The 20860-nt window shown below is 68.8% G+C and carries 20 protein-coding genes; 5 read left to right on the top strand and 15 right to left on the bottom strand.

The window, feature by feature from the left end; genetic code table 11:
• Positions 1-429: 429 nt before the first annotated feature.
• From A6302_RS04685 to coxB, 8 genes are all read right to left on the bottom strand, one after another.
• Positions 430-1191, bottom strand: a complete 762-nt coding sequence (locus A6302_RS04685) for an SURF1 family protein (RefSeq protein WP_069306077.1) — start codon at positions 1189-1191, stop codon at positions 430-432.
• Positions 1188-1598, bottom strand: coding sequence for a DUF983 domain-containing protein (locus A6302_RS04680; RefSeq protein WP_069306076.1), 411 nt, complete (start codon positions 1596-1598; stop codon positions 1188-1190). Before A6302_RS04680 ends, A6302_RS04685 begins: the two co-directional genes overlap by 4 nt.
• A 91-nt stretch (positions 1599-1689) precedes the next feature.
• On the bottom strand, positions 1690-2556 hold the full coding sequence (locus tag A6302_RS04675) for a cytochrome c oxidase subunit 3 (protein WP_069306075.1): 867 nt from the start codon (positions 2554-2556) through the stop codon (positions 1690-1692).
• Between the two features lie 195 nt (positions 2557-2751).
• Positions 2752-3369, bottom strand: coding sequence for a cytochrome c oxidase assembly protein (locus A6302_RS04670; protein WP_069306074.1), 618 nt, complete (start codon positions 3367-3369; stop codon positions 2752-2754).
• Between the two features lie 53 nt (positions 3370-3422).
• Entirely contained in the window at positions 3423-3593 is a 171-nt protein-coding gene (locus A6302_RS22675; RefSeq protein WP_169833496.1) for a hypothetical protein, read from the bottom strand.
• Between the two features lies 1 nt (position 3594).
• Positions 3595-4530 (bottom strand): heme o synthase, encoded by a 936-nt coding sequence (locus A6302_RS04665; protein ID WP_069306073.1) that lies wholly within the window; start codon positions 4528-4530, stop codon positions 3595-3597.
• A gap of 211 nt (positions 4531-4741) precedes the next feature.
• Positions 4742-6346: a cytochrome c oxidase subunit I gene (gene ctaD, locus A6302_RS04660; RefSeq protein ID WP_069306072.1), complete on the bottom strand. Its 1605-nt coding sequence runs from the start codon at positions 6344-6346 to the stop codon at positions 4742-4744.
• Positions 6347-6443: 97 nt separating this feature from the next.
• Positions 6444-7277, bottom strand: coding sequence for a cytochrome c oxidase subunit II (gene coxB, locus A6302_RS04655; RefSeq protein WP_069306083.1), 834 nt, complete (start codon positions 7275-7277; stop codon positions 6444-6446).
• A 612-nt stretch (positions 7278-7889) separates the two neighbouring features.
• Here coxB and A6302_RS04650 point away from each other — a divergent pair.
• The 5 genes from A6302_RS04650 to A6302_RS04630 all read left to right on the top strand — a co-directional run bounded on the left by A6302_RS04650 (position 7890) and on the right by A6302_RS04630 (position 12929).
• Positions 7890-8414, top strand: coding sequence for an invasion associated locus B family protein (locus A6302_RS04650; protein ID WP_069306071.1), 525 nt, complete (start codon positions 7890-7892; stop codon positions 8412-8414).
• 51 nt (positions 8415-8465) lie between these two features.
• On the top strand, positions 8466-9077 hold the full coding sequence (locus A6302_RS04645; protein ID WP_069306070.1) for a pyridoxamine 5'-phosphate oxidase family protein: 612 nt from the start codon (positions 8466-8468) through the stop codon (positions 9075-9077).
• Between the two features lie 104 nt (positions 9078-9181).
• Positions 9182-10606 (top strand): metalloprotease TldD, encoded by a 1425-nt coding sequence (gene tldD / locus A6302_RS04640; RefSeq protein ID WP_069306069.1) that lies wholly within the window; start codon positions 9182-9184, stop codon positions 10604-10606.
• Between the two features lie 198 nt (positions 10607-10804).
• The gene (locus A6302_RS04635; RefSeq protein ID WP_069306068.1) at positions 10805-12571 is read left to right on the top strand and encodes a monovalent cation:proton antiporter-2 (CPA2) family protein; all 1767 of its coding nucleotides are present in this window, start codon (positions 10805-10807) and stop codon (positions 12569-12571) included.
• 130 nt (positions 12572-12701) lie between these two features.
• A complete protein-coding gene (locus tag A6302_RS04630; RefSeq protein ID WP_069306067.1) occupies positions 12702-12929 on the top strand; it encodes a DUF2093 domain-containing protein in 228 nt (75 codons plus the stop codon).
• A gap of 9 nt (positions 12930-12938) precedes the next feature.
• Here A6302_RS04630 and lpxK read toward each other — a convergent pair whose 3' ends face one another.
• The 7 genes from lpxK to A6302_RS04595 all read right to left on the bottom strand — a co-directional run bounded on the left by lpxK (position 12939) and on the right by A6302_RS04595 (position 20577).
• Positions 12939-13931: a tetraacyldisaccharide 4'-kinase gene (gene lpxK / locus A6302_RS04625; RefSeq protein ID WP_069306066.1), complete on the bottom strand. Its 993-nt coding sequence runs from the start codon at positions 13929-13931 to the stop codon at positions 12939-12941.
• Positions 13931-15253 carry a 3-deoxy-D-manno-octulosonic acid transferase gene (locus A6302_RS04620; RefSeq protein ID WP_069306065.1) on the bottom strand — a complete coding sequence of 441 codons (1323 nt, stop codon included), beginning with the start codon at positions 15251-15253 and terminating at the stop codon, positions 13931-13933. The genes lpxK and A6302_RS04620 overlap by 1 nt, the downstream gene beginning before the upstream one ends.
• Entirely contained in the window at positions 15250-15954 is a 705-nt protein-coding gene (locus A6302_RS04615; RefSeq protein ID WP_069306064.1) for a lysophospholipid acyltransferase family protein, read from the bottom strand. The genes A6302_RS04620 and A6302_RS04615 overlap by 4 nt, the downstream gene beginning before the upstream one ends.
• Positions 15955-16067: 113 nt before the next feature.
• Positions 16068-17927: an ABC transporter ATP-binding protein gene (locus A6302_RS04610; RefSeq protein ID WP_069306063.1), complete on the bottom strand. Its 1860-nt coding sequence runs from the start codon at positions 17925-17927 to the stop codon at positions 16068-16070.
• A 204-nt stretch (positions 17928-18131) separates the two neighbouring features.
• Positions 18132-18362, bottom strand: coding sequence for a DUF4170 domain-containing protein (locus A6302_RS04605; RefSeq protein WP_069306062.1), 231 nt, complete (start codon positions 18360-18362; stop codon positions 18132-18134).
• Between the two features lie 54 nt (positions 18363-18416).
• A complete protein-coding gene (locus A6302_RS04600) occupies positions 18417-19247 on the bottom strand; it encodes a 3'(2'),5'-bisphosphate nucleotidase CysQ (protein ID WP_069306061.1) in 831 nt (276 codons plus the stop codon).
• Positions 19234-20577 carry a TldD/PmbA family protein gene (locus A6302_RS04595; RefSeq protein ID WP_069306060.1) on the bottom strand — a complete coding sequence of 448 codons (1344 nt, stop codon included), beginning with the start codon at positions 20575-20577 and terminating at the stop codon, positions 19234-19236. The genes A6302_RS04600 and A6302_RS04595 overlap by 14 nt, the downstream gene beginning before the upstream one ends.
• Between the last annotated feature and the right edge of the window lie 283 nt (positions 20578-20860).

The raw sequence follows: 20860 nt of genomic DNA, 5'->3' as shown, positions 1-20860 counted from the left end.
AGACCATTATCCAGTATTTTCACGTAGTAGCTTGTTGTCGTTATTTACGTTCCTTTGCACCGATATTGATTCTTTTTCAGATACTTCACACTGTTTCCTGAATCGGTTTGTCAAAATGGGCCTGTTGCGGCGCCATCCGCCGGGCGGACCATAGATCAATGGATTGGCGGCGTAGGCAGACGCAACCTGAATCGATTTATGAGCTTCGGCTGCGGGCGAGTTCGCTTGCGATCCGGTCAAATACGATTCTGTTTCAATCGCTTGAAGACCGTTCCGGATTCAGTTTCGGCACGAACCGCGTCAATCCCCTGACCGGACTCGTCATTTTCCGCAAGGACAGACATTGCGCCTCATGCCGAGGACGACAACCGGCCCCGCACACGGCGGCGTCATGAGGTCCTCCCGTGAGCATCCGGACCGCCACGCGCTTCAGCGCGGCGCCTTGCGCCGTCGCAGCAGGACCGAGCCGACCACCGCCACCAGCGCCAGCGCAAGGCCGTACCAGGTGATCACATAGCTCAGATGGCTGTTGGGGAAGGACAGCACGGTCTCGCCGCCTTGCGGCAGGCCGCCGGGCGCCTCGCCGGCTTCGGCATCGACGGTGAAGGGCGCGACCGTCGCCGGATCGAGCGCGCTGGCCTCGGCCATCTCCTTCGGATCGCGCGTGAACCAGACATTCCGGGCGATGTCCGGCGCGGGGGTGATCCACGACGAGGGTTCCGGCGGGCGCATCAGGCCGACGATCGTCCGCTCGCCCGCGACCTGCCCTTCGGCGCGCGTGGCCGGGTCCTTGCGGTCGAGTGGCACGAAGCCGCGGTTGACGAAGACGATGCGGCCATCGGCCAGCCGGGCCGGCGTCACCACGAAATAGCCCTGCCCGCCAATCGGACCGCGCGGCTGGGTCAGGGCGATGTAGACATGGACCTCGCGGTCATGAAGGTAGGTCGCCTCGAAGGCGACGCGCCGGAACTCGATCCCGTCCGACGTCAGAGTTGGCCATGCGGCCGCGGGCGGCAGGGCCTCGGGCGGCGCGGTGACGCGCGCCTCGACCCGGGCGATCAGGTCTTCCTTCCACCACAGGCGCTGAAGCTGCCAGGTGCCGAGGCCGATCAGCACGGCCAGCGCGCCGAGCGTCAGAACCGCGGACACGGCGAGGCGCAGGTGCGACATGCCGGACCTTTCCTCGGTCACGGCCGCGGCTCCGGGCCGTGGCCGTCGGCGCCGGTGAGGAGGCGTCCTTCCTCGGCGCGGTTCTTGTACTGGAGGGCGATCATGAGGCCCTTCAGCGGCCGCAGCATGCCGAGGCCGAGGCCGAGCGTCAGCGGGAACCAGAGCAGGATGTGCAGCCAGATCGGCGGCTGCCAGCGCACCTCGGTGACGAGCGCGGCGCCGACCACGATGAAGCCGACGATCAGGATCACGAACACCGCCGGTCCGTCGCCGGCATCGATGAACTTGAAGTCGAGCCCGCAGGCCCGGCAGGACGGCGCGGTGTCGAGGAAGCCCTTGAACAGGGGCCCGTTGCCACAGCGCGGGCAACGCCCGCGCAGACCTGCGCCCACCGGCGGCACCGGAGCGTAGAGCGAGCTGTCGTCCATCGCGGCTTCCCTTTCGACCGGGGTCCTTGAAACGGGATACGGCCGGCAAGAGCCGGCCGTATCGTGTCCTCGCGTGTCGCGTCGGCTGCCGTCAGTGGCTCGGGCCGGCCGCCCAGATGTAGACGGCGACGAACAGGAACAGCCAGACCACGTCGACGAAGTGCCAGTACCAGGCCGCCGCCTCGAAGCCGAAATGCTGCTTGGAGGTGAAGTGGCCCTTCATCGCGCGGAGCAGGCAGATCAGCAGGAAGATCGTGCCGATGATGACATGGAAGCCGTGGAAGCCGGTCGCCATGAAGAAGGTGGCGCCGTAGATGTTGCCGCCGAAGTCGAAGGCCGCGTGGCTGTATTCCACGGCCTGGACGTAGGAGAACAGCAGGCCGAGGGCGACCGTCAGCGACAGGCCCCAGATCAGGCCCTTGCGGTCATCGTGCAGCAGGGCATGGTGGGCCCAGGTCACCGTCGTGCCGGAGGTCAGCAGGATGATGGTGTTGAACAGCGGCAGGTGCCAGGGATCGAAGGTCTCGATGCCGACCGGCGGCCAGACGCCACCGGTATGCTCGGCGCGCAGGACCTGATGCGGCTCGCCCGGGTAAAGGCTGGCATCGAAGAAGGCCCAGAACCAGGCCACGAAGAACATCACCTCCGAGGCGATGAACAGGATCATCCCGTAGCGCAGATGCAGGGACACCACGCGGGTGTGGAAGCCGGCATGGGCCTCCTTGATCGTGTCCCGCCACCACATGAAGCAGGTGTAGAGCACGATCGCCAGGCCGACGAAGAAGATCCACGGCGTGGTGAAGTCGATCCCGAACATCACGAATTCGCGCTCGGTGGTCGCCCGCATCAGGCCGATCGCGCCGAAGGCCGTGACGAAGGCGCCGAGCGAGGCGAGCGCCGGCCAGGGGCTGGGGTCGACGAGGTGATAGTCGTGATCAACGTTGTGTGCGTCTGCCATACCGTTCTTCTCCCCCGGGTCTGCGCGCGGCGCCGTCCTTGACGGACTGCGCGCGCCCCGCTGTCAATGGTCCGGCCGTTGGACCGGAGTGGCCTGCCACCCCGGATCCCGGCCGAATTCAGGCGGCGGCACCGCCCCTTGCGAACCGCCACGTCTTCCCGGATCGGCCGACGCCGCCCCGGACATTCCCCGTCGTCACGATCCGTCCGAGGCCGACTGCGGCCGGGGCGCGGCCGCCAGCGGCGTCTCGGAGCCCTTCACCGGAAAGAAGGTGTAGGACAGCGTGATCGTGTCGACGTATTTGGCTTCCTTGTCGTCGACGATCGCCGGATCGACATAGAAGGTCACGCCCATCTGCAGTTCCTCGCCGGCCTTCAGCGTCTGCTCGGTGAAGCAGAAGCAGGCGATCTTGGAGAAGAACAGGCCGGCCCGGCCGGGGGTGACATTGAAGGTTGCCGTCGCGGTGACATCATGGTCGGCGAGGTTGCGGACACGGTAGTAGACCGTCTCCATGGCGCCGATCTTGACCTTGACGGAATTCTGATCCGGCTTGAACGACCAGGGCAGGTGGCCGCCGAGGTTGGCGTCGAAGCGGACGGTGATCTCCTTGTCGAGCACCACGTCGCCACCTGCGTCCGCGCGCTGGGTGGTGCCGGCATAGCCCGTCACCTGGCAGAACAGCTGGTAGAGCGGCACCGCCGCAAAGGACACGCCGACCATCGTGGAGACGAAGGCCGCGCAGCACAGCACGACGAGACGGTTGTTGCCCGTGCTGCCCTTGCCCTCGCCCTTGTCGGTCGTCTCGTCCGTCATCCCAGATCCTGCCTGCCCTGTGTCCGACATTGCCTCTCCGCCCTGCCCTGCGGTCAGAGCGGCCGGTTCAGCACGTTCACCCCGAGCTTCACGATGGTGACGAGGTAGAAAAGCACCACCAGGCCGGCGAGCGCGAGGCCGATCGCGATGTTGCGATTGCGCCGCTTGCGCTGCTGCGCCGGGGTGAGTTCGATCTCGTCGTCCCTCATGACTTCGTCAACCATGTCAGCCTGCAAGGATTGTCGCCAGCCGCTCGCCGAGAAGAACGGCGAAGAGCGCGAACAGATGGAAGATCGAGAACAGGAACAGCCGCATCGACACCTTGCGGGCGTGCGGGCCATCGCCGGTGCGCAGGATGTCGACCGAGAGGCCGACGAAGATCGCACCCAGCACCCCCGCCGTGACGCCGTAGACCATGCCGCCGAAGCCGAGGGCCCAGGGGGCCAGCCCGATCAAGGCGAAGATCACCGAGTAGACGACGATCTGGCGCCGCGTCGAGGCATTGCCGGCGACGATCGGCATCATCGGGATGCCGGCGCGGGCGTAATCGTCGGACTTCACCAGCGCCAGGGCCCAGAAGTGCGGCGGCGTCCAGAGGAAGATGATCAGGAACAGCACCACGCTCGCCAGCGACACATCGCCGGTGACGGCGGCCCAGCCGATCATGGGCGGGAAGGCGCCGGCGGCCCCGCCGATCACGATGTTCTGCGGCGTCGAGCGCTTCAGCCACATCGTGTAGACGACGGCATAGAAGAAGATCGTGAAGGCGAGCAGCGCCGCGGCCGCCCAGTTCAGCGCCACGCCGAGCGTGAACACCGAGAGCACCGCCAGCACGAGGCCGAAGGACAGCGCCTCTTCCGGCGTGACCCGGCCGGACGGGATCGGGCGTCCCGCGGTGCGCGACATCACCCGGTCGATGTCGGCATCGTACCACATGTTGAGCGCGCCGGAGGCCCCGGCGCCGACCGCGATCGCCAGGAGGGCCACGGCGCCGAGCAGCGGATGGACGCCGCCGGGCGCAAGCACGATGCCGACCAGCGCGGTGAAGATCACCAGCGACATGACGCGCGGCTTCAGAAGTTCGAAGAAATCGCCGACGGACGCGCCGCCCGACCATTCATCGGAGCCGATCTCGTGCATCCGCTCTTCGACCAGTGCCATACTCTTCGTCTTTCCCACTCGGTGAGGCCTTCGAAACGCGCCGGCCCTGCGACCGTCGCCTCGTCCGGCCGGAGGCGGCGTCGGCCTCGTCGGGCCCGCATGCCGCCATCCGTCACATGTGCGCGGACAACCACCTTGCCGTCCGCAGCGTCTTGTCATCCTGTGGCCGGGCGCGGGCGTCCGGCCACATCGTCAGGTCCGCATCAGCCGGTCAGTGCACGTCGCCACGGAAGCGCGGCAGCTTCTCGAACTGGTGGAACGGCGGCGGCGAGGTCAGCGTCCACTCCAGCGTGGTCGCGCCTTCACCCCAGGGGTTGTTGCCGGCGACGCGCTTCTTGGCGAAGGCCTCGAACACGCCGAAGAGGAAGATCAGCACGCCGACGGCGGAGATGTAGGAGCCGATCGAGGAGACGAAGTTCCAGCCGGCGAACGCGTCCGGATAGTCGACGTAGCGGCGCGGCATGCCCGACAGACCGAGGAAGTGCTGCGGGAAGAACACGAGGTTCACGCCGACGAAGGTCACCCAGAAGTGGGTCTTGCCGATGGTCTCGTTGTACATGTAGCCGAACATCTTCGGGAACCAGTAGTACCAGGCCGCGAAGATCGCGAACACGGCACCCAGCGACAGCACGTAGTGGAAGTGCGCCACCACGTAGTAGGTGTCGTGGACCACGCGGTCGAAGCCGGCGTTGGCAAGCTGGACGCCCGTGACGCCGCCGACCGTGAACAGGAAGATGAAGCCGATCGCCCAGATCATCGGCGTGCGGAACTCGAGCGAGCCACCCCACATCGTCGCGATCCAGGAGAAGATCTTCACGCCCGTCGGCACCGCGATGACCATGGTCGCCGCGACGAAATAGGCCTGCGTGTCGACCGAGAGGCCGACCGTGTACATGTGGTGCGCCCACACGATGAAGCCGACGCCGCCGATCGCGACCATGGCGTAGGCCATGCCGAGGTAGCCGAACACGGGCTTCTTCGAGAAGGTCGAGATGATGTGGCTGATCATGCCGAAGCCCGGAAGGATCAGGATGTACACCTCGGGGTGACCGAAGAACCAGAACAGGTGCTGGAACAGGATCGGATCGCCGCCGCCGGCCGGATCGAAGAAGGTGGTGCCGAAGTTGCGGTCCGTCAGCAGCATGGTGATCGCGCCGGCGAGAACCGGGAGCGAGAGCAGCAGCAGGAAGGCCGTGATCAGCACCGACCAGGCGAAGAGCGGCATCTTGTGCAGCGTCATGCCCGGGGCGCGCATGTTGAAGATGGTGGTGATGAAGTTGATCGCGCCGAGGATCGACGAGGCGCCGGCGACATGCAGCGACAGGATCGCGAAATCCATCGCCGGGCCGGGGGTGCCGCTGGTCGAATAGGGCGGGTAGATCGTCCAGCCGCCGGTCACGCCGTTGGTGCCGTCCGCGCCCTCGACGAACATCGACAGGAGCAGCAGCAGGAAGGCCGGCGGGACGAGCCAGAAGGAGATGTTGTTCATCCGCGGGAAGGCCATGTCCGGCGCGCCGATCATGATCGGCACGAAGTAGTTGGCATAGCCGCCGATCATCGCCGGCATGACCATGAAGAAGATCATGATCAGGCCGTGGGCGGTGGTGAACATGTTGAACACGTTCGGGTCACCGAAGATCTGCATCCCCGGTTCCTGCAGCTCCATGCGCATGCCGACGGACAGAGCCCCGCCGACGATCCCCGCGAAGATCGCGAAGATCAGGTACATGATGCCGATGTCCTTGTGGTTCGTCGAGTAGACGTAGCGCCGCCATCCGGTCGGATGCGCATGCGCCGCAGCGTGGGCGGTGGCCATCTTCGAGGCTCCTCTTGATCTGTCACAGGCGCCGGCCTCGCACTGACGGGGGCCGGCGGAAATCACGTGTCGGCGGCCCGCGGGCCGCCGCAGGGCCTCAGCGCGAGGCCACCTCGGCGTCCTTCTGCTCTTCCAGCGTGGCGAGCAGCTGGGTCGCGGCGTCGATGTCGTCCTTGGCCGCCGCCGCCCACTGGGCGTAGACCGCATCCGACACGACCCGGATCTCGATCGGCATGAAGGCGTGACGCTGGCCGCACAGTTCCGAACACTGGCCGTAGAAGGTGCCTTCGTGGTCGGCCTTGAACCAGGTCTCGTTGAGACGGCCCGGCATGGCGTCCATCTTCACGCCGAAGGCCGGCATGGCGAAGGAGTGGATCACGTCGGCGGCCGTCACCTGCACGCGGACCGTCTTGCCGACCGGAACGACCATCGGGTTGTCGACGGCGAGCAGGCGCGGCTGCTTGATCGGATCGGTGATGGCGTCGTCTTCCAGCATGTAGCTGTCGAAGGCGATGTCGTCGTTGTCCGGATACTCGTAGCTCCAGTACCACTTGCTCGCGGTCACCTTCACCGTCATGTCGGCTTCCGGGATCACGATCTCCTTGTAGAGGAGACGGAAGGACGGGATCGCGATCACCAGCAGGATCAGGATCGGCGCGATCGTCCACACCACCTCGATCATCGTGTGGTGCGTGGTGCGCGAGGGAACCGGGTTCTTCTTGGCGGCGAACTTGACGCAGACGATGATCAGCAGCGCCAGCACGAACAGCGTGATGACGGTGATGATCCAGAAGGTGAAGGATTCGAACCAGCGGATGTCGGCCATCACCTCGGTGCTGGCCGGCTGGAGATCCATTTCCCAGGGCTTGGGCTGAGCGGCGATCGCCGCTCCGATGGAAACGGCCCCGGCCGTCGCCGCCGCCGACGCCATGGCGGCGAGGCCTTTCAGGCGCTTCACGAAATTCGTCACGTCTTCCGCTCCCTTAACGATGGCACTGCTTCGCCTCGCAGCCCTGAAACTCAAGGCGCTGTGCCGGCTCGGCCGTCCCGCTTGGTCTCGACGCGCCCTCATGGCCGGGTCCGTCACATCGGCGGGATGCCGCATCAGCCGGCGTCGCCGCAGTGACCGGCCCGCCGCGGACTGAAGGCCCGCCGCAACGCATGCGTCAGCCTCCGGCCCCGCGCAAGGGCACGTTTTGACACAGATCAAACCGCTTGCGAGAAAAAACACAAGGACGCGCGCACCGCAATGGCATCTGGCGGACCAGATTGCGGCAAATTTGCACCAGTTCCAGACAGAGCCGGGGCAAGCCCCGCGGCACCGCCCGAACCCGTCGAGATTTCAGAGCCTTCCGCGCCGCCCCTGCCGCGATTTCGCCATCCCCTCGCCATGTTGGGCAAACACCTATGCTTTCGTAGGGTGGAGGACATTGGTACACCCTTGCCGGGGACCATCGGTGCACTACGGCGCTTTTCGCTGGCCGGCAGCCCGGGTGGAGGACAGAATGAACGCGCTCAGAATCAACCGCCGGAACGAGTACCGATGATGGCTTCGCCCGCAACACGTATCGCCTCGCTCGTCGCGGCCGCCGTCCTCGCTGCCGGAGGCCTGCTGGCGCCGGCCGGCCCGGCGCAGGCCCAGGGCACGGTGAAGACCGTCTTCGACGACTGGCAGATCCGCTGCGACCAGCCGCCCGGCGCGCGCGACGAACAGTGCGCCCTGATCCAGAACGTGACGGCCGAGGACCGCGACAACGTCGGCCTGTCGGTGATCATCGTGAAGACCGCCGACAAGAAGACGCCGATCCTGCGCGTGCTCGCCCCGCTCGGCGTGCTGCTGCCCTCGGGCCTCGGCCTGCGGATCGACGACAAGGACATCGGCCGCACCGCCTTCGTGCGCTGTCTCGCCAACGGCTGCTTTGCCGAGGCGGTGATGGAGGAGGATCTGATGAACCAGATGTCGACCGGTTCGGCCGCGACCTTCATCATCTTCCAGACGCCCGAGGAAGGCATCGGCATCCCGATCTCGCTGAAGGGCTTCAAGGAAGGCGTCGCCGCCCTGCCGTGAGGGGCGCCTGCCCGCCCGGTTCGAACTTCCCGCAGCAAGAACGAGAATGTGATGGCGAAGCTGACGTCGGCCGAGGATCTGCGCGCCCTCTACGGCACGCCCAACCCGCGTTCGGCGCGCAAGGTGCTGCCGGCGCTCGACGTGCATTGCCGCCGCATCATCGGCCTGTCGCCCTTCGTCGTCCTGTCCTCGACCGGCCCCGATGGCCTCGGGGACATCACGCCGCGCGGCGACGCGCCGGGCTTCGTCGAGGTCGCCGACGACTGCACCCTGATCCTGCCCGACCAGCCCGGCAACAACCGCATCGACACGCTGCTCAATGTCGTCGCCAACCCCGGCGTCGGCCTTCTTTTCCTCATTCCCGGCATGGACGAGACGCTGCGGGTGCAGGGCACCGCCGAGATCCGCGACGACGCGGATCTGTGCGCCCGATTCGCCGTCGGCGAGCGGGCGCCGAAGACCGTGCTGGTCGTCCATGTGCGCGAGGCCTATCTCCACTGCGCCAAGGCGCTGATGCGCGCCCGGCTGTGGGACCCCGAAGCGCGGATCGACCGCAGCGCGATCCCCTCCATGGGCGAGATGCTGAAGGATCAGCTCGGCCTTGCCGCAACGGCCGAGACCCAGGCCGAGATGCTGGAGCGCTACCAGGCGACTCTCTACTGATCCGGACGGATCCGCCCGGATCACCTCCCGGCGGGGTGACACGCCGGCCGCGGCGACCTATCTGTTGAGGCAACGTTCCGCCACCGCCGACCCGGATTCCCGCCATGACCCAGCATCCGACCGATCTCTTCGCCGCCACCGGCCTCGATCCCGACGCGGCGCGGCGCATCGTTGCGCAGGCTCTGGCCGGGGCCGACGACGGCGAGCTCTATCTGGAATATTCCCATTCGGAGGTGCTCGCCTTCGACAACGGCCGGCTCAAGACCGCCACCTACGACACCTCGCAAGGGTTCGGACTGAGGGCTGTGGCCGGCGAGGCGGTGGGCTATGCCCATGCCGACGACATTTCCGAGGCGGCGCTGAAGCGGGCGGCGAGCGCGGTCTCCGCCGTCGCGCGCGGCCATTCCGGCCTCCTCGCCGCCGGCCCGATGCCGACCAACCGCCGGCTCTACGGCGATGTCGATCCGCTGGCCGGCCCGGCCTTCGGCGACAAGGTGACCCTGCTCGCCGAGATCGACGCCTATGCCCGGGCGAAGGATCCGCGGGTGCGCCAGGTCACGGCCTCGCTCGCCGCCTCATGGAAGGTGGTGGAGATCCTGCGCGCCGACGGCCTGCGGGTGCGCGACGTGCGGCCACTGGTGCGGGTCAACGTCTCGGTCGTGGTCGGCGACGGCGACCGGCAGGAATCGGGCTCCCATGGCGAGGGCGGCCGGCTCGGCTACGACAGCTTCATCCTCACCGACCGCTGGCAGCATTCGGTCGACGAGGCGCTGCGCCAGGCCCTCGTCAACCTCGACGCCGTGCCCGCGCCGGCCGGAACCATGGACGTGGTGATCGGCCCGGGCTGGAACGGCGTGCTGCTGCACGAGGCGGTCGGCCACGGGCTCGAGGGCGACTTCAACCGCAAGAAGACCTCCGCCTTCTCCGGCCTGATGGGCGAGATGGTCGCCTCGAAGGGCGTCACCATCGTCGACGACGGCACGATCGCCGACCGGCGCGGCTCGATCTCGGTCGACGACGAGGGCACCCCGTCGAACTGCACCACGCTGATCGAGGACGGCCGGCTCGTCGGCTACATGCAGGACCGGCAGAATGCCCGACTGATGGGGACGACCTCCACCGGCAACGGCCGCCGCCAGTCCTATGCCCACGTGCCGATGCCGCGGATGACCAACACCTACATGCTCGGCGGCGACACCGACCCCGGCGAGATCGTCGCCTCGGTGAAGAACGGGCTCTATGCCGCGGCCATGGGCGGCGGCCAGGTCGACATCGTCTCCGGCAAGTTCGTGTTCAACCTGACCGAGGCCTATCTGATCCGCGACGGCCGGATCGACCGCCCGGTCAAGGGCGCGATGCTGATCGGCAACGGCCCGGATGCACTCACCCGCGTGCGCATGATCGGCAACGACATGTCGCTCGACCCCGGCATCGGCACCTGCGGCAAGTCCGGCCAGGGCGTCCCGGTCGGCGTCGGCCAGCCGTCGATGCGCATCGACGCGGTGACGGTCGGCGGCACAGCCACCTGAACGCCTTTCGTCTCCGTTTCGCCGATGTCTCCCGCGCCGGCCCCGATCCCTGGGGCCGGCGTCGTTCGTTGTCGTGCCCGGCGACCAACGATTTGTCCGAATTGGAACCTCGATTCGCCCCGATTCGGTCTATAGTTGTCGCAACGGCAGCTTCGGCCGTGTTCGCCCCGCCTTCGCACCCCCCGCCACGTCGACGCCATGGCCTCCGAAACCGTCGTCACATTCGCCGAACCGCTCGCCCTCCTGGCCGCGGCCGTGATCGCCGTGCCGCTGTTCAAGCGCTTCGGCCTCGGCTCGGTGCTCGGCTACCTCTGCGCCGGGCTGGCGATCGGACCCTATGGCCTCGGTGTCGTCGACGATGCCGACCGGGTGCTGCATGTCGCCGAACTCGGCGTCATTCTCCTCCTGTTCCTGATCGGGCTCGAACTGAAGCCTTCGCGGCTGTGGTCGATGCGCCGCGACATCTTCGGCCTCGGCAGCCTGCAGGTGGTGCTGTCCATGGCGGCGCTCGCCGGCATCTTCGCCCTCGTCGGCTACGACATGCGGGTCGCCACCATTGCCGGCGCCGGCCTTGCGCTTTCCTCCACCGCCTTTGCGATGCAGATCCTGCAGGAGCGCGGCCACGCCGCGCTGCCCTTCGGCCGACGCGCCTTCTCGATCCTGCTGTTGCAGGACATGGCGATCGTGCCGCTGCTCACGCTCGTGTCGCTGCTGTCCACGCGCAGCAGTGGCGGGTCCGGCGGGCTGCTCGGCGCGCTCGGCGAGGTGGCGGCGATCGCCGGGGCGGTCGGCGTCGTCGTCTTCACCGGCCGGTTCCTGCTCAACCCCGCCTTCCGCATGCTGGCCGGCGCCAATGCCCGCGAGATCATGACCGCCGCCGGCCTGCTGGTCGTGCTCGGCGCGGCGACCTTGATGCAGGTGGTCGGGATCTCGATGGCGATGGGCGCCTTCCTTGCCGGCGTGCTGCTGTCGGAATCGAATTTCCGTCTCACGCTGGAGGCCGACCTCGACCCGTTCCGCGGCCTGCTGCTCGGCCTGTTCTTCATCGGCGTCGGCATGACGCTGAACCTTGCGCTGCTGCTCGACGCCTGGCTGCTGGTGCTGGGCCTCGCGCTGGCGACGCTGGTGGTCAAGGGCGTGATCCTCTACGTGCTGTCGCGGCTGTTCGGATCCAGCAATGCCGACGCGCTGCTGATTTCGGCCACCCTGCCCCAGGGCGGCGAGTTCGCCTTCGTGCTCTATTCGGCGGCCGTCGCCGGCGGCATCTTCAATGCCAATCTCGCCAGTCTTCTCGCCGCGGTGGTGGTGCTGACGATGATCCTGACGCCGGTGATCACCATGGCCTTCGACCGGGTCGTCACCGCGCTGCGCGAGCGCGGCTATGCCGAGGAGTTCGTGGAGACCTTCGAGGACGCGCGCGCCCGCGTGGTCGTGATCGGCTTCGGGCGGTTCGGCCGGATGGCGGCGCAGATGCTGGAGGCGGAGGGAATCGAGATCACCGCCCTCGACAATTCGGCGGCGCGTATCCGCGAGGCGGCCAAGATCGGGGTCAAGGTCTATTACGGCGACGCGACCCGCGCCGACGTGCTGCGCGCTGCCGGCTGCGGCGAGGCCCGGCTGATCGCGCTCTGCATGGAATCCCCCAAGGTGATGCACAAGGCGGTGGAGATGATCCAGGCCGAGTTCCCGCAGGCCCGGGTCTATTGCCGCGCCCGCGACCGGCTGCATGCGGTGGAGCTGATTCGCGCCGGCGTCGACTTCCAGATCCGCGAGACGGTGGAGTCCGGCCTCGTCTTCGGCCGGCAGGCGCTGCTCGACCTTGGAACACCGCCCGAACGGGTGCGCGAGATCGAGGCGGACGTGCGCAAGCGCGACCTTGAACGGCTCGATCTCGAGGTGAAGGGCGACATGACCGGCAGCCTCGAACTGCTCGCCGCCCGCCCGAACAAGACGACAGGGACGTGACGCCGCGCCGCTGCGCGCGAACCCCGACTTGAAACGCTCCGGCCGATACGCCAGATTTGCCCGGACAGCAGGCGCTCCGCACGGACCGCCCCCAGATGACCGCGGGCAGGACCCGCCCGAGGACCTCACGATGAACAGGGTGGAATTTCCCGGACGGGGCGGCGGCGAGGCCGTGATCGAATATCTCGACGGGGACTTCCAGGTGGTCAAGTCCGGCAGCTTCGTGCGCTGCGCCATCACCGGCCAGACCATCCTCCTGCCCCACGACCTCAAATACTGGAGCGTCGCCCGCCAGGAAGCCTATGTCGATGCGGCCGCCTCGCTGGAAGCCGAGCAGCGGGCGCACGGCCGGCGCTGACGCCGGACCTTATGCTCCCAGGCCTGCGAGAAGGCCGGACACGGCCGCCGGATCGTCGAACACCAGCCTCACCGGAATTGGGCGCGCCGCGGCATGGAGTTCGGCGCAACGCCCCGCCGCACCGGCAAGGCGCAGGTGATCCTTCTCCGTCGTCACCAGTTGCGCACCCGCCTTGCACGCGGTCCCGATCAGGCCTGCCGCCTCGGCGTCGGTGAAGACGTGATGGTCGGGAAAGGCAACGGCGGCGGCCAGGACGTGACCCTCGCCGCGCAACTGGCCGAAGAATTTTTCCGGATCGCCGATGCCGGCGAACGCCACGAGCGGGATGCCTGCCGCCGGCAGGCCTTCGCCGAACACGAGCCGCGCCCGCAAGACCCGGCAATCCATCGCGGCAAGCTGCCCGGCGGCAGCTTGCCCCGGCGCCCCCTCCCCCACCAGCACCACGGCATCGGCCTTGGCGGCCTGCAGGCCGAGCGGCGCGCGCAGCGGCCCGGCCGGGATTACCCGTCCGTTGCCAAGCCCCCGGCCGGCGTCGACAACGACGAGCGAAAGGTCCTTGTCCACCGACGGATTCTGGAAGCCATCGTCCATGACGACGAGGCTCGCACCCGCGGCGGCCACGAGATCGGCGGCCTCGGCGCGGCGGCGGGCGAGAATCACCGGTCCGTGGCGGGCGAGCAGCAGCGGCTCGTCGCCGACATCCGCAGCGCCGTGGATCGCCGGATCGACGCGGATCGGCCCTTCGAGCCGTCCGCCGTAGCCCCGGGTGAGGAAGACCGGATGGTGCCCGGCCTGGCGGGCAAGCCCTGCAACGGCAATCGCCGTCGGCGTCTTGCCGGCGCCGCCGGCCACGAAATTGCCGATGCAGATCACCGGCACCGGCAGGCGCCGGCCGGGCTGGCCCATCCGCCGCGCGGCGAGCCCGCCCCAGAGGGCGGCGACCGGCGCCAGCAGCCTGGCGACAAGGCCCGGCGGTTGCCACCAGAAGGCGGGCGCGCGCATCAGGCCGGCCCCGGCATCCGCCGGGCAAGGCGCGCGCTGACGATCAGCGGGTCGATCAGCGGGTCGATCGCCGCTTGGGTGCGGGCGAGCGCGCCGCTGAAGCGTGCCACCACCCGGCGCGCCGCCTCGGCCTGGCGCTGGCGGGTGTTGTCGAGATTGACCAGCCGGTCGACCGCGTCGAACAGTTCGGTCGCGTCGCGCACCTCGGTCAGGGCACTCTCCGCCTTCAGCGCCTCGTAGATCTCCGACCAGTTGCCGACGTTGGGACCGGCGACCACCGCCGTGCCGAGGCCGCCCGGTTCGATCGGGTTGTGGCCGCCGATCCGCGGATTGAGCGATCCGCCGATGAAGGCGACCCTGGCCAGCCGGTAGAGCGTGCCGAGTTCGCCCACCGTGTCGGCGACATAGACCTGCGTGCCGCGCTCGGGCAGCGCGCCGATCGAGCGCAGCGCCGTGCGCAGGCCGTGTCCGCTGGCCAGCCCCGCCACATCAGGACCGCGGGCCGGATGGCGCGGGGCGAGGATCAGCAGGAGGTCGGCGTTGCGCGACAGCGCGCGCGTGAAGGCGTCGAGGACGATGTCTTCCTCGCCGGGATGGGTGCTGGCGGCGAGAAACACCGGCCGTCCGTCGATCGAGGCACTGAGCGCCTCGGCCACGGTGCGTGAGGCCTCCGGCACCGGCGCGTCGAACTTGATGTTGCCGATGGTGCTGACGCGCGGCGCGCCCAGCTGGCGGAAACGGTCGGCGTCGGCGTCGCTCTGGGCGAGGCAGTGGCGGATGCGCGAGAAGACGGCGTGGGAGAGCGCCGGCCAGCGGCGCCAGCCGGCAAAGGAGCGCGGCGACATGCGCGCGTTGCACACGACCAGCGGCACGTTGCGCGCGTCGAGCCGCGCGATCGTCACCGGCCAGATCTCCGATTCGACGAAGATCGCCAGCTGTGGATCCCAGGTGGCGAGGAAGCGGTCGACATAGGGCGCGATGTCGAGCGGAACGAACTGGTGGCAGACGCCGCGCGGCAGGCGGCCGGCGACCAGCGTCGCGGAGGCGAGCGTCACCGTGGTCAGCACCACGCCGACCCCGGTCGCGGCGATCCTGTAGATCAGGGGCATCACCGCCACCGTCTCGCCGACGCTGGCGGCATGGACCCATACCACCGGGGCTGCCGGCGTCGGCAGGCTCGCCTCGCCGAGGCGCTCGCGCCAGCGCTCCTCATGCTCCTTTCCCTTGATCCGCCGCCAGTGGACGAGGCCACGCACCAGCGGCCGGGCAACCCGCGTTGCCCCCACATAGCTCCGGATCAGGAATTCGCCGCTGTCCTTCATGCCCCGTGGTCCACGATCTGGTAGGCGCGCCGCGTCGCCGCGTTCAGGCTGTCGGTCAGAAGCTGGCGAAACTGCTCGATACCTTCATCCGACGTTTCGGGCGGAACGAAGATCGCCGGCTCGCTGACGATGGCGGCGCGGCTGAACGGCAGGTTGAACGACGCCTTGTCCCAGCTGTCGAAATTCATGCGCCGGCTGGAGGCATAGGCGAGCGGCAGGATCGGCCGGCCGGAATGGCGGGCGAGCAGGATCACGCCGCGGCCGGCGATCTTCGCCGGGCCCTTCGGCACGTCGGCTGTCATCGCGATCGAGGTGCCGTCGCGCAGCGCCTTCAGCATCTGGATGAAGCCCTGCGCGCCCTTCTTGCGGCGGACGTCCTCGGACTTGTGGGCGCCCGAGGCGCGGATGGTCGAGAGGCCGAGGCGGTGGATGGCGATCGCGTTCATCTCGGCATCCGCATGGGCGGCCATCAGCACGGCGAAGGGCACGTCCTTCGGGCGGACCAGCGGCACCATGAAATGCTGGCCATGCCACAGGGCGACGATCGAGGGATGGTCCGGCCGCACCAGCTGGGCAAGGTCGGGATCGAAATGGACGATCCGGCTGGTGGCGTGAACGAAGCGCAGATAGGCGGCGAGCAGCGACCCGAGGATCGTCTGCACCGGACCCGACCGTGACAGCGACTTCAGACGACGCCCCATCGACCCTCGTTCCCCTTCCGCGTTCCCGTCCGGGCGCCGGCGCGCCCAGCCTCCGTCTCGCATTGGTCTGCCAGATCCGGTGTACCGGATCCGGGTCCGCTCCACCTCTCCGGCTAGATCTGTTCCGGCACCCCGCCGCTGGCAGGATCAACGGCGATCTCGCCGGTGTCGCTGCCGCCGGCAAGCTGGGTGCGGTGCAGGCGCTCGTAGAGCCCACCGCGCGCCACCAGTTCCTCGTGGGTGCCGGTCTCGACGATGCGTCCGTCGTCGAAGACGAGGATGAGGTCCGCCTTCTTCACCGTCGACAGCCGGTGGGCGATCATCAGCACGGTACGCCCTTCGAACAGGGTGCCGAGGGTGGCCTGCACCCGCGCCTCGGCATTGGCGTCCAGCGCGCTGGTCGGCTCGTCGAGCAGCAGGATCGGGGCGCCGCGCAGCATCGCCCGCGCAAAGGCGATCCGCTGCTTCTGGCCGCCCGACAGCAGCCCGCCGGCCTCGCCGACCGGCGTGTCGTAGCCCTGCGGCATGGCGGAAATGAAGCCGTCGGCGTCGGCGCCGCGCGCCGCCTCGATCACCGCCTCGCGCGAGGCGCCCGGGCTGCCGTAGGCGATGTTGGCCGCCACCGTGTCGTCGAACAGCACCGGATCCTGGGTGAGCAGCGCGGACGCCCGGCGCACCGAGGCGAGCGTGACGTCGCGCAGGTCCTGCCCGTCGATCAGGATGCGGCCACCGTCCGGATCATAGAAGCGCAGCACGAGGTTGAGGAAGGTCGACTTGCCCGATCCGGACGGGCCGACCAGCGCCACCTTGCGCCCGGCGGGAATGTCCACCGTGATCCCGGCGATCACCGGCTGGTTGCCGTCGTAGGAAAAGCTCACGTCCTCGAAGCGGATGCCGCCGCCGCTGACGGCGAGATCGCGCGCGTCCGGCCGGTCGACGACCCGGCGCGGCTCGTCGAGGATCGCGAACACCCGCTTGGCGGCGATCGTGCCCTCCAGCAGCGCGTTCTGCAGCGTCGCGATCTGCTTGAGCGGCTGGTAGACGAGCATGGCCGCCGCCATGAAGCCCATGAAGGCGCCGAGCGTCAGGTCGCCGTAGATGCCCTGCCAGCCACCGTAGAAGATCGCCGCGGCAAAGCCGAGGCCCGACAGGCCCTCGGTGACCGGCCCGGTTGCCGCCCGCGCCCGCGCGGTCTGCATGTTGGCTTCGAGGGTCGCGTCGATCACGTGGTCGGCGCGGATGCCCTCGGCGCGCTCCTGGTCGTAGGCCTTGACGACGCGCACGCCGGTCAGCGTCTGCGACACCAGCGACGAGAGATCGCCGGCGCCGCGCAGGGTGCGGTCGACGGACGAGCGCATCCGCTTGCGCTGCCGGCCGAGCAGCATCACCGCCACCGGCAGGGCGACGAGCACCAGCGTGCCGAGCACCGGGTCCATCACCATCATGGCGATGATCAGCGCGATCGCCTGCAGCGTGTTCTTGATCAGCGCGCTCAGGGTCTGGGCGGCGGCGTTGTTGACGATCTGCGTGTCGTTGGCGAAGACCGAGACGAAGGCGGCGGAATGGGTGCGCTGGAGAAAGCCGAGATCGGCCGAGACCAGCCGGGCGAACAGCGCGCGGCGCAGGTCCGCGACCACGCCGTTGCCGATGGTCGCCTCCATGATCCGGCCGAAATATTCCGCGAGCGAGCGAAGCGCCATCACGACGATGATCGCGAGCGGCAGCATCCACAGCAGCGCCGTTTCCTTGCCGATGAAGATCCGGTCGGCGGCGGTCTGCAGCAGGAAGGGCAGCGCGCCGGTGGTGGCGGCAACGAAGACCATGGACGTGATCGAGGCCGCGATCAGGCGCAGGCGCGGCCGCAGATAGTCGCGGAAGATGCGCCGGACGATGGTGCGCCCGTCGTAGGCGTCCCCCGCATCCTGCCAGCCGGACCGCGGCGTCCTGTCGATGGGTTCGATCGTCGCGGTCATCCGTCCTGCACTGCCGAGCACCTCGCAAGCGACGACCGGTCGGCCGCCGACGGTCACGGACGCTCCGGCCGCGCGCGGCGGCCGGCCGGGTCGTCCGGTTCCGATGGCGACGGTTTAGCGCAGCGCCGCGCGCGCGTCACCTCAAACAGGGCTGGGAAAACGCGGCGGGGGCTCAAATTTCCGTTTGCACCCCGCGCGGAGGAGTCAGGCCGGATCGAGCAGCCGGTGCAGATGGACGATGAAGTAGCGCATCTGCGCGTTGTCGACGGTCGCCTGCGCCTTGGCGCGCCAGGCGTCGTAGGCGGCGGCATAGTTGGGATAGATGCCGACGATGTCGAGAGCGTCGAGATCCTGGAATTCCACGCCGTCGAGGGAGGTCAGCTCTCCGCCGAACACCAGGTGGAGAAGTTGCCGGGGCGGGATCGTTTCGGTCATCGGTGGGCGGTCCTCTGGACGCAGGATCGGCCGCAGGCAGGATCGGGCGGCGGATCAGTAGGCGGGGGCATTCTCGCCGGTGCTCTGGCGGCGGACAAGAGGCCACACGAGCGCCGCCACGGGACGTGTCGCCGCAACGAGCGCCGGATGGACCGGATCGGCGCGGTTGTAGACGAGTTCGAGGCCGTCCTCGTCGACGAGCGCGCCGCCGGCTTCGCCGAGGATCAGGTCGGCGGCGGCAAGATCCCAGTCGTGGGCATTCTTCTTGGCGACCGCCATGTCGAGTTCGCCGCTCGCCACCAGCGCGATGCGGAGCGCCAGCGAGGAAATGTAGCGGCTCGACATCTTCGTCTCGCCCATGCCCTCCACATGCGCGGCGATGGTGCGCAGCATCGCCGGCGGACCGGCGACGGAGGCGCCTCCGAGCGTCTCGCGCGCGCCGACCTGGATCAGCCGTCCGTCGCGCCGGGCGCCGAGACCCGTGGCCGCGGCAAACAGCGTGCCCGTGACGGGGCGGTAGACGACCCCGACCACCGGCCGGCCGGCCTCGACGATCGCCAGCGACACGGTCCACTCGTCGGTGCCGGCGAGGAAGCCGCGCGTGCCGTCGATCGGATCGACCACGAACACCCGGTCGCGGCCGATGCGGCGGTCGTCGTCCTCGGTCTCCTCCGACAGCCAGCCGTAGTCCGGCCGCCAGCCGGTCAGCCGCTCCTTCAGGAAGGTGTCGACCGCCAGGTCGGCGACGCTGACCGGCGAATTGTTCGCCTTGTGCCAGACCTCGGGATCGCGGCCGAAATACTCGAGCGCAATGGAGCCGGCGCGGCGGGCGACGCCGGCGAGGTGGTCGAGGTCGGCGATGAGCCCGACGTCAGCTTCCGGCAATGGTCAGCCCCTCGATGGCAACGGTGGGGGCGACATAGGCGGAGCGGTATTCGATGTCGTTGGCGGGGATCAGCCGGGCGAACATGTCGACGAGATTGCCGGCAACCGTGACCTCGCTGACCGGGAAGGCGAGTTCGCCGTTCTCGATCCACCAGCCGGCAGCCCCCCGGCTGTAGTCGCCGGTGATGCCGTTGACGCCGTGGCCGATGAACTCGGTGACATAGAGGCCGGTGCCGATGTCGCGGATCAGCTCGGCCGGCGACTTTTCGCCCGGATGCAGCAGGAGATTGGTGGACGAGGGTCCCGGCGAGCCGGTGCCGCGCGCCGCACGGCCGTTGGTGGCAAGGCCGAGCTCGCGGGCCGTGGCGCTGTCGAGCAGCCAGGTGGTCAGCACGCCGTCGGCGATGATGTCGAAGGGCTCGGCCGTCACGCCCTCGCCGTCGAAGGGGCGGGAGCCCGGGCCGCGCATCCGGCGCGGGTCGTCGGTGATGCGGATGCCCGGCGCGAACAGCTGCGCCCCGAGCTTGGATTTGAGGAAGCTGGTGCCGCGGGCGATCGCCGTCCCGTTGATCGCGCCCGACAGCGCCCCGAGCAGGCTGGTCGCCACCCGCGGATCGTAGACCACGGTTGCCGTGCAGGTCGGCACCTGGCGCGGGCCGATCCGGCGCACCACCCGCTCGCCGGCCTTGCGGCCGATCAGCTCGTGGGGATCGAGGTCGACGAGATGGTTGCGCCCGCAGCCCTCGTAGTCGCGCTCCATGCCGGTGCCCTCGCCGGCAATGACCGAGACGGAGCGGCCGTGGCGCGAGACGCGGTAGCCGCCGGTGAAGCCGCCCGAGGTGGCGAGCGCCACCGCGCTCTGGCTCCACCAGGCCGAGGCGCCGCCCGAATTGGTGACGCCCGGAACGCCGCGCGCGGCATCTTCCACCGCCCGCGCGGCGTCGGTCAGGGCGTCGGCGTCAAGGGTGGCCGGGTCGTAGAGATCGAGGTCGGGACGCTCGCGGGCGAGGCGGTCCGGATCGGCGAGGCCGGCCCAGGGATCGGGCGGCGCCACGCCGGCCATGGCGACGGCGCGTTCGGCAAGGCGGTCGATCGCGGCAAGGGTGTTGGCCGAGACGGTCGCGACCTTCTGGCCGACGAAGACGCGCAGGCCGAAGTCCTCGGCCTCGGACCGGGTCGAATCCTCCAGCGCCCCGAGCCGCACGTCGACCGAGAGCGAGGCGCCGCGCACGGCGACGGCGTCGGCCGCGTCGGCTCCGGCCTTCAGCGCAGCCTCCACCAGCCGCCGGGCGGCGTCTTCGAGGGCGGTGATGTCGGAGAGTTCGCTCATGTCAGTCCTCGGTCGGCCGCAGCGGCTGCGGGCTCGCGTGTCTCGGTTCTTAAGGCGCCTTGCCGGCGGCGGCAAGCCGGATCGGCAGGCCGAAAACCGGCCGTTCGAGGCCAAGCCCTTGATCGGCATGGATATGGGACAAGGCCCGCCGATTTGCCAGCGCCCCCCTTCGTCTTAAGGCGACTTCAGGCTCCGGCACAGGCCGGAAAGGGAACCTCAACCATGGTCGCCCGGCGGTGACACTTGGCTAACCCTTTATCTTGCAAACGTTTTTTAACGACGA

Source organism: Methylobrevis pamukkalensis (genome assembly GCF_001720135.1).
Lineage (GTDB): Bacteria > Pseudomonadota > Alphaproteobacteria > Rhizobiales > Pleomorphomonadaceae > Methylobrevis > Methylobrevis pamukkalensis.
Note: the sequence above shows the minus strand (reverse complement) of the source record. Positions and strands in the feature narration are given on the sequence as shown.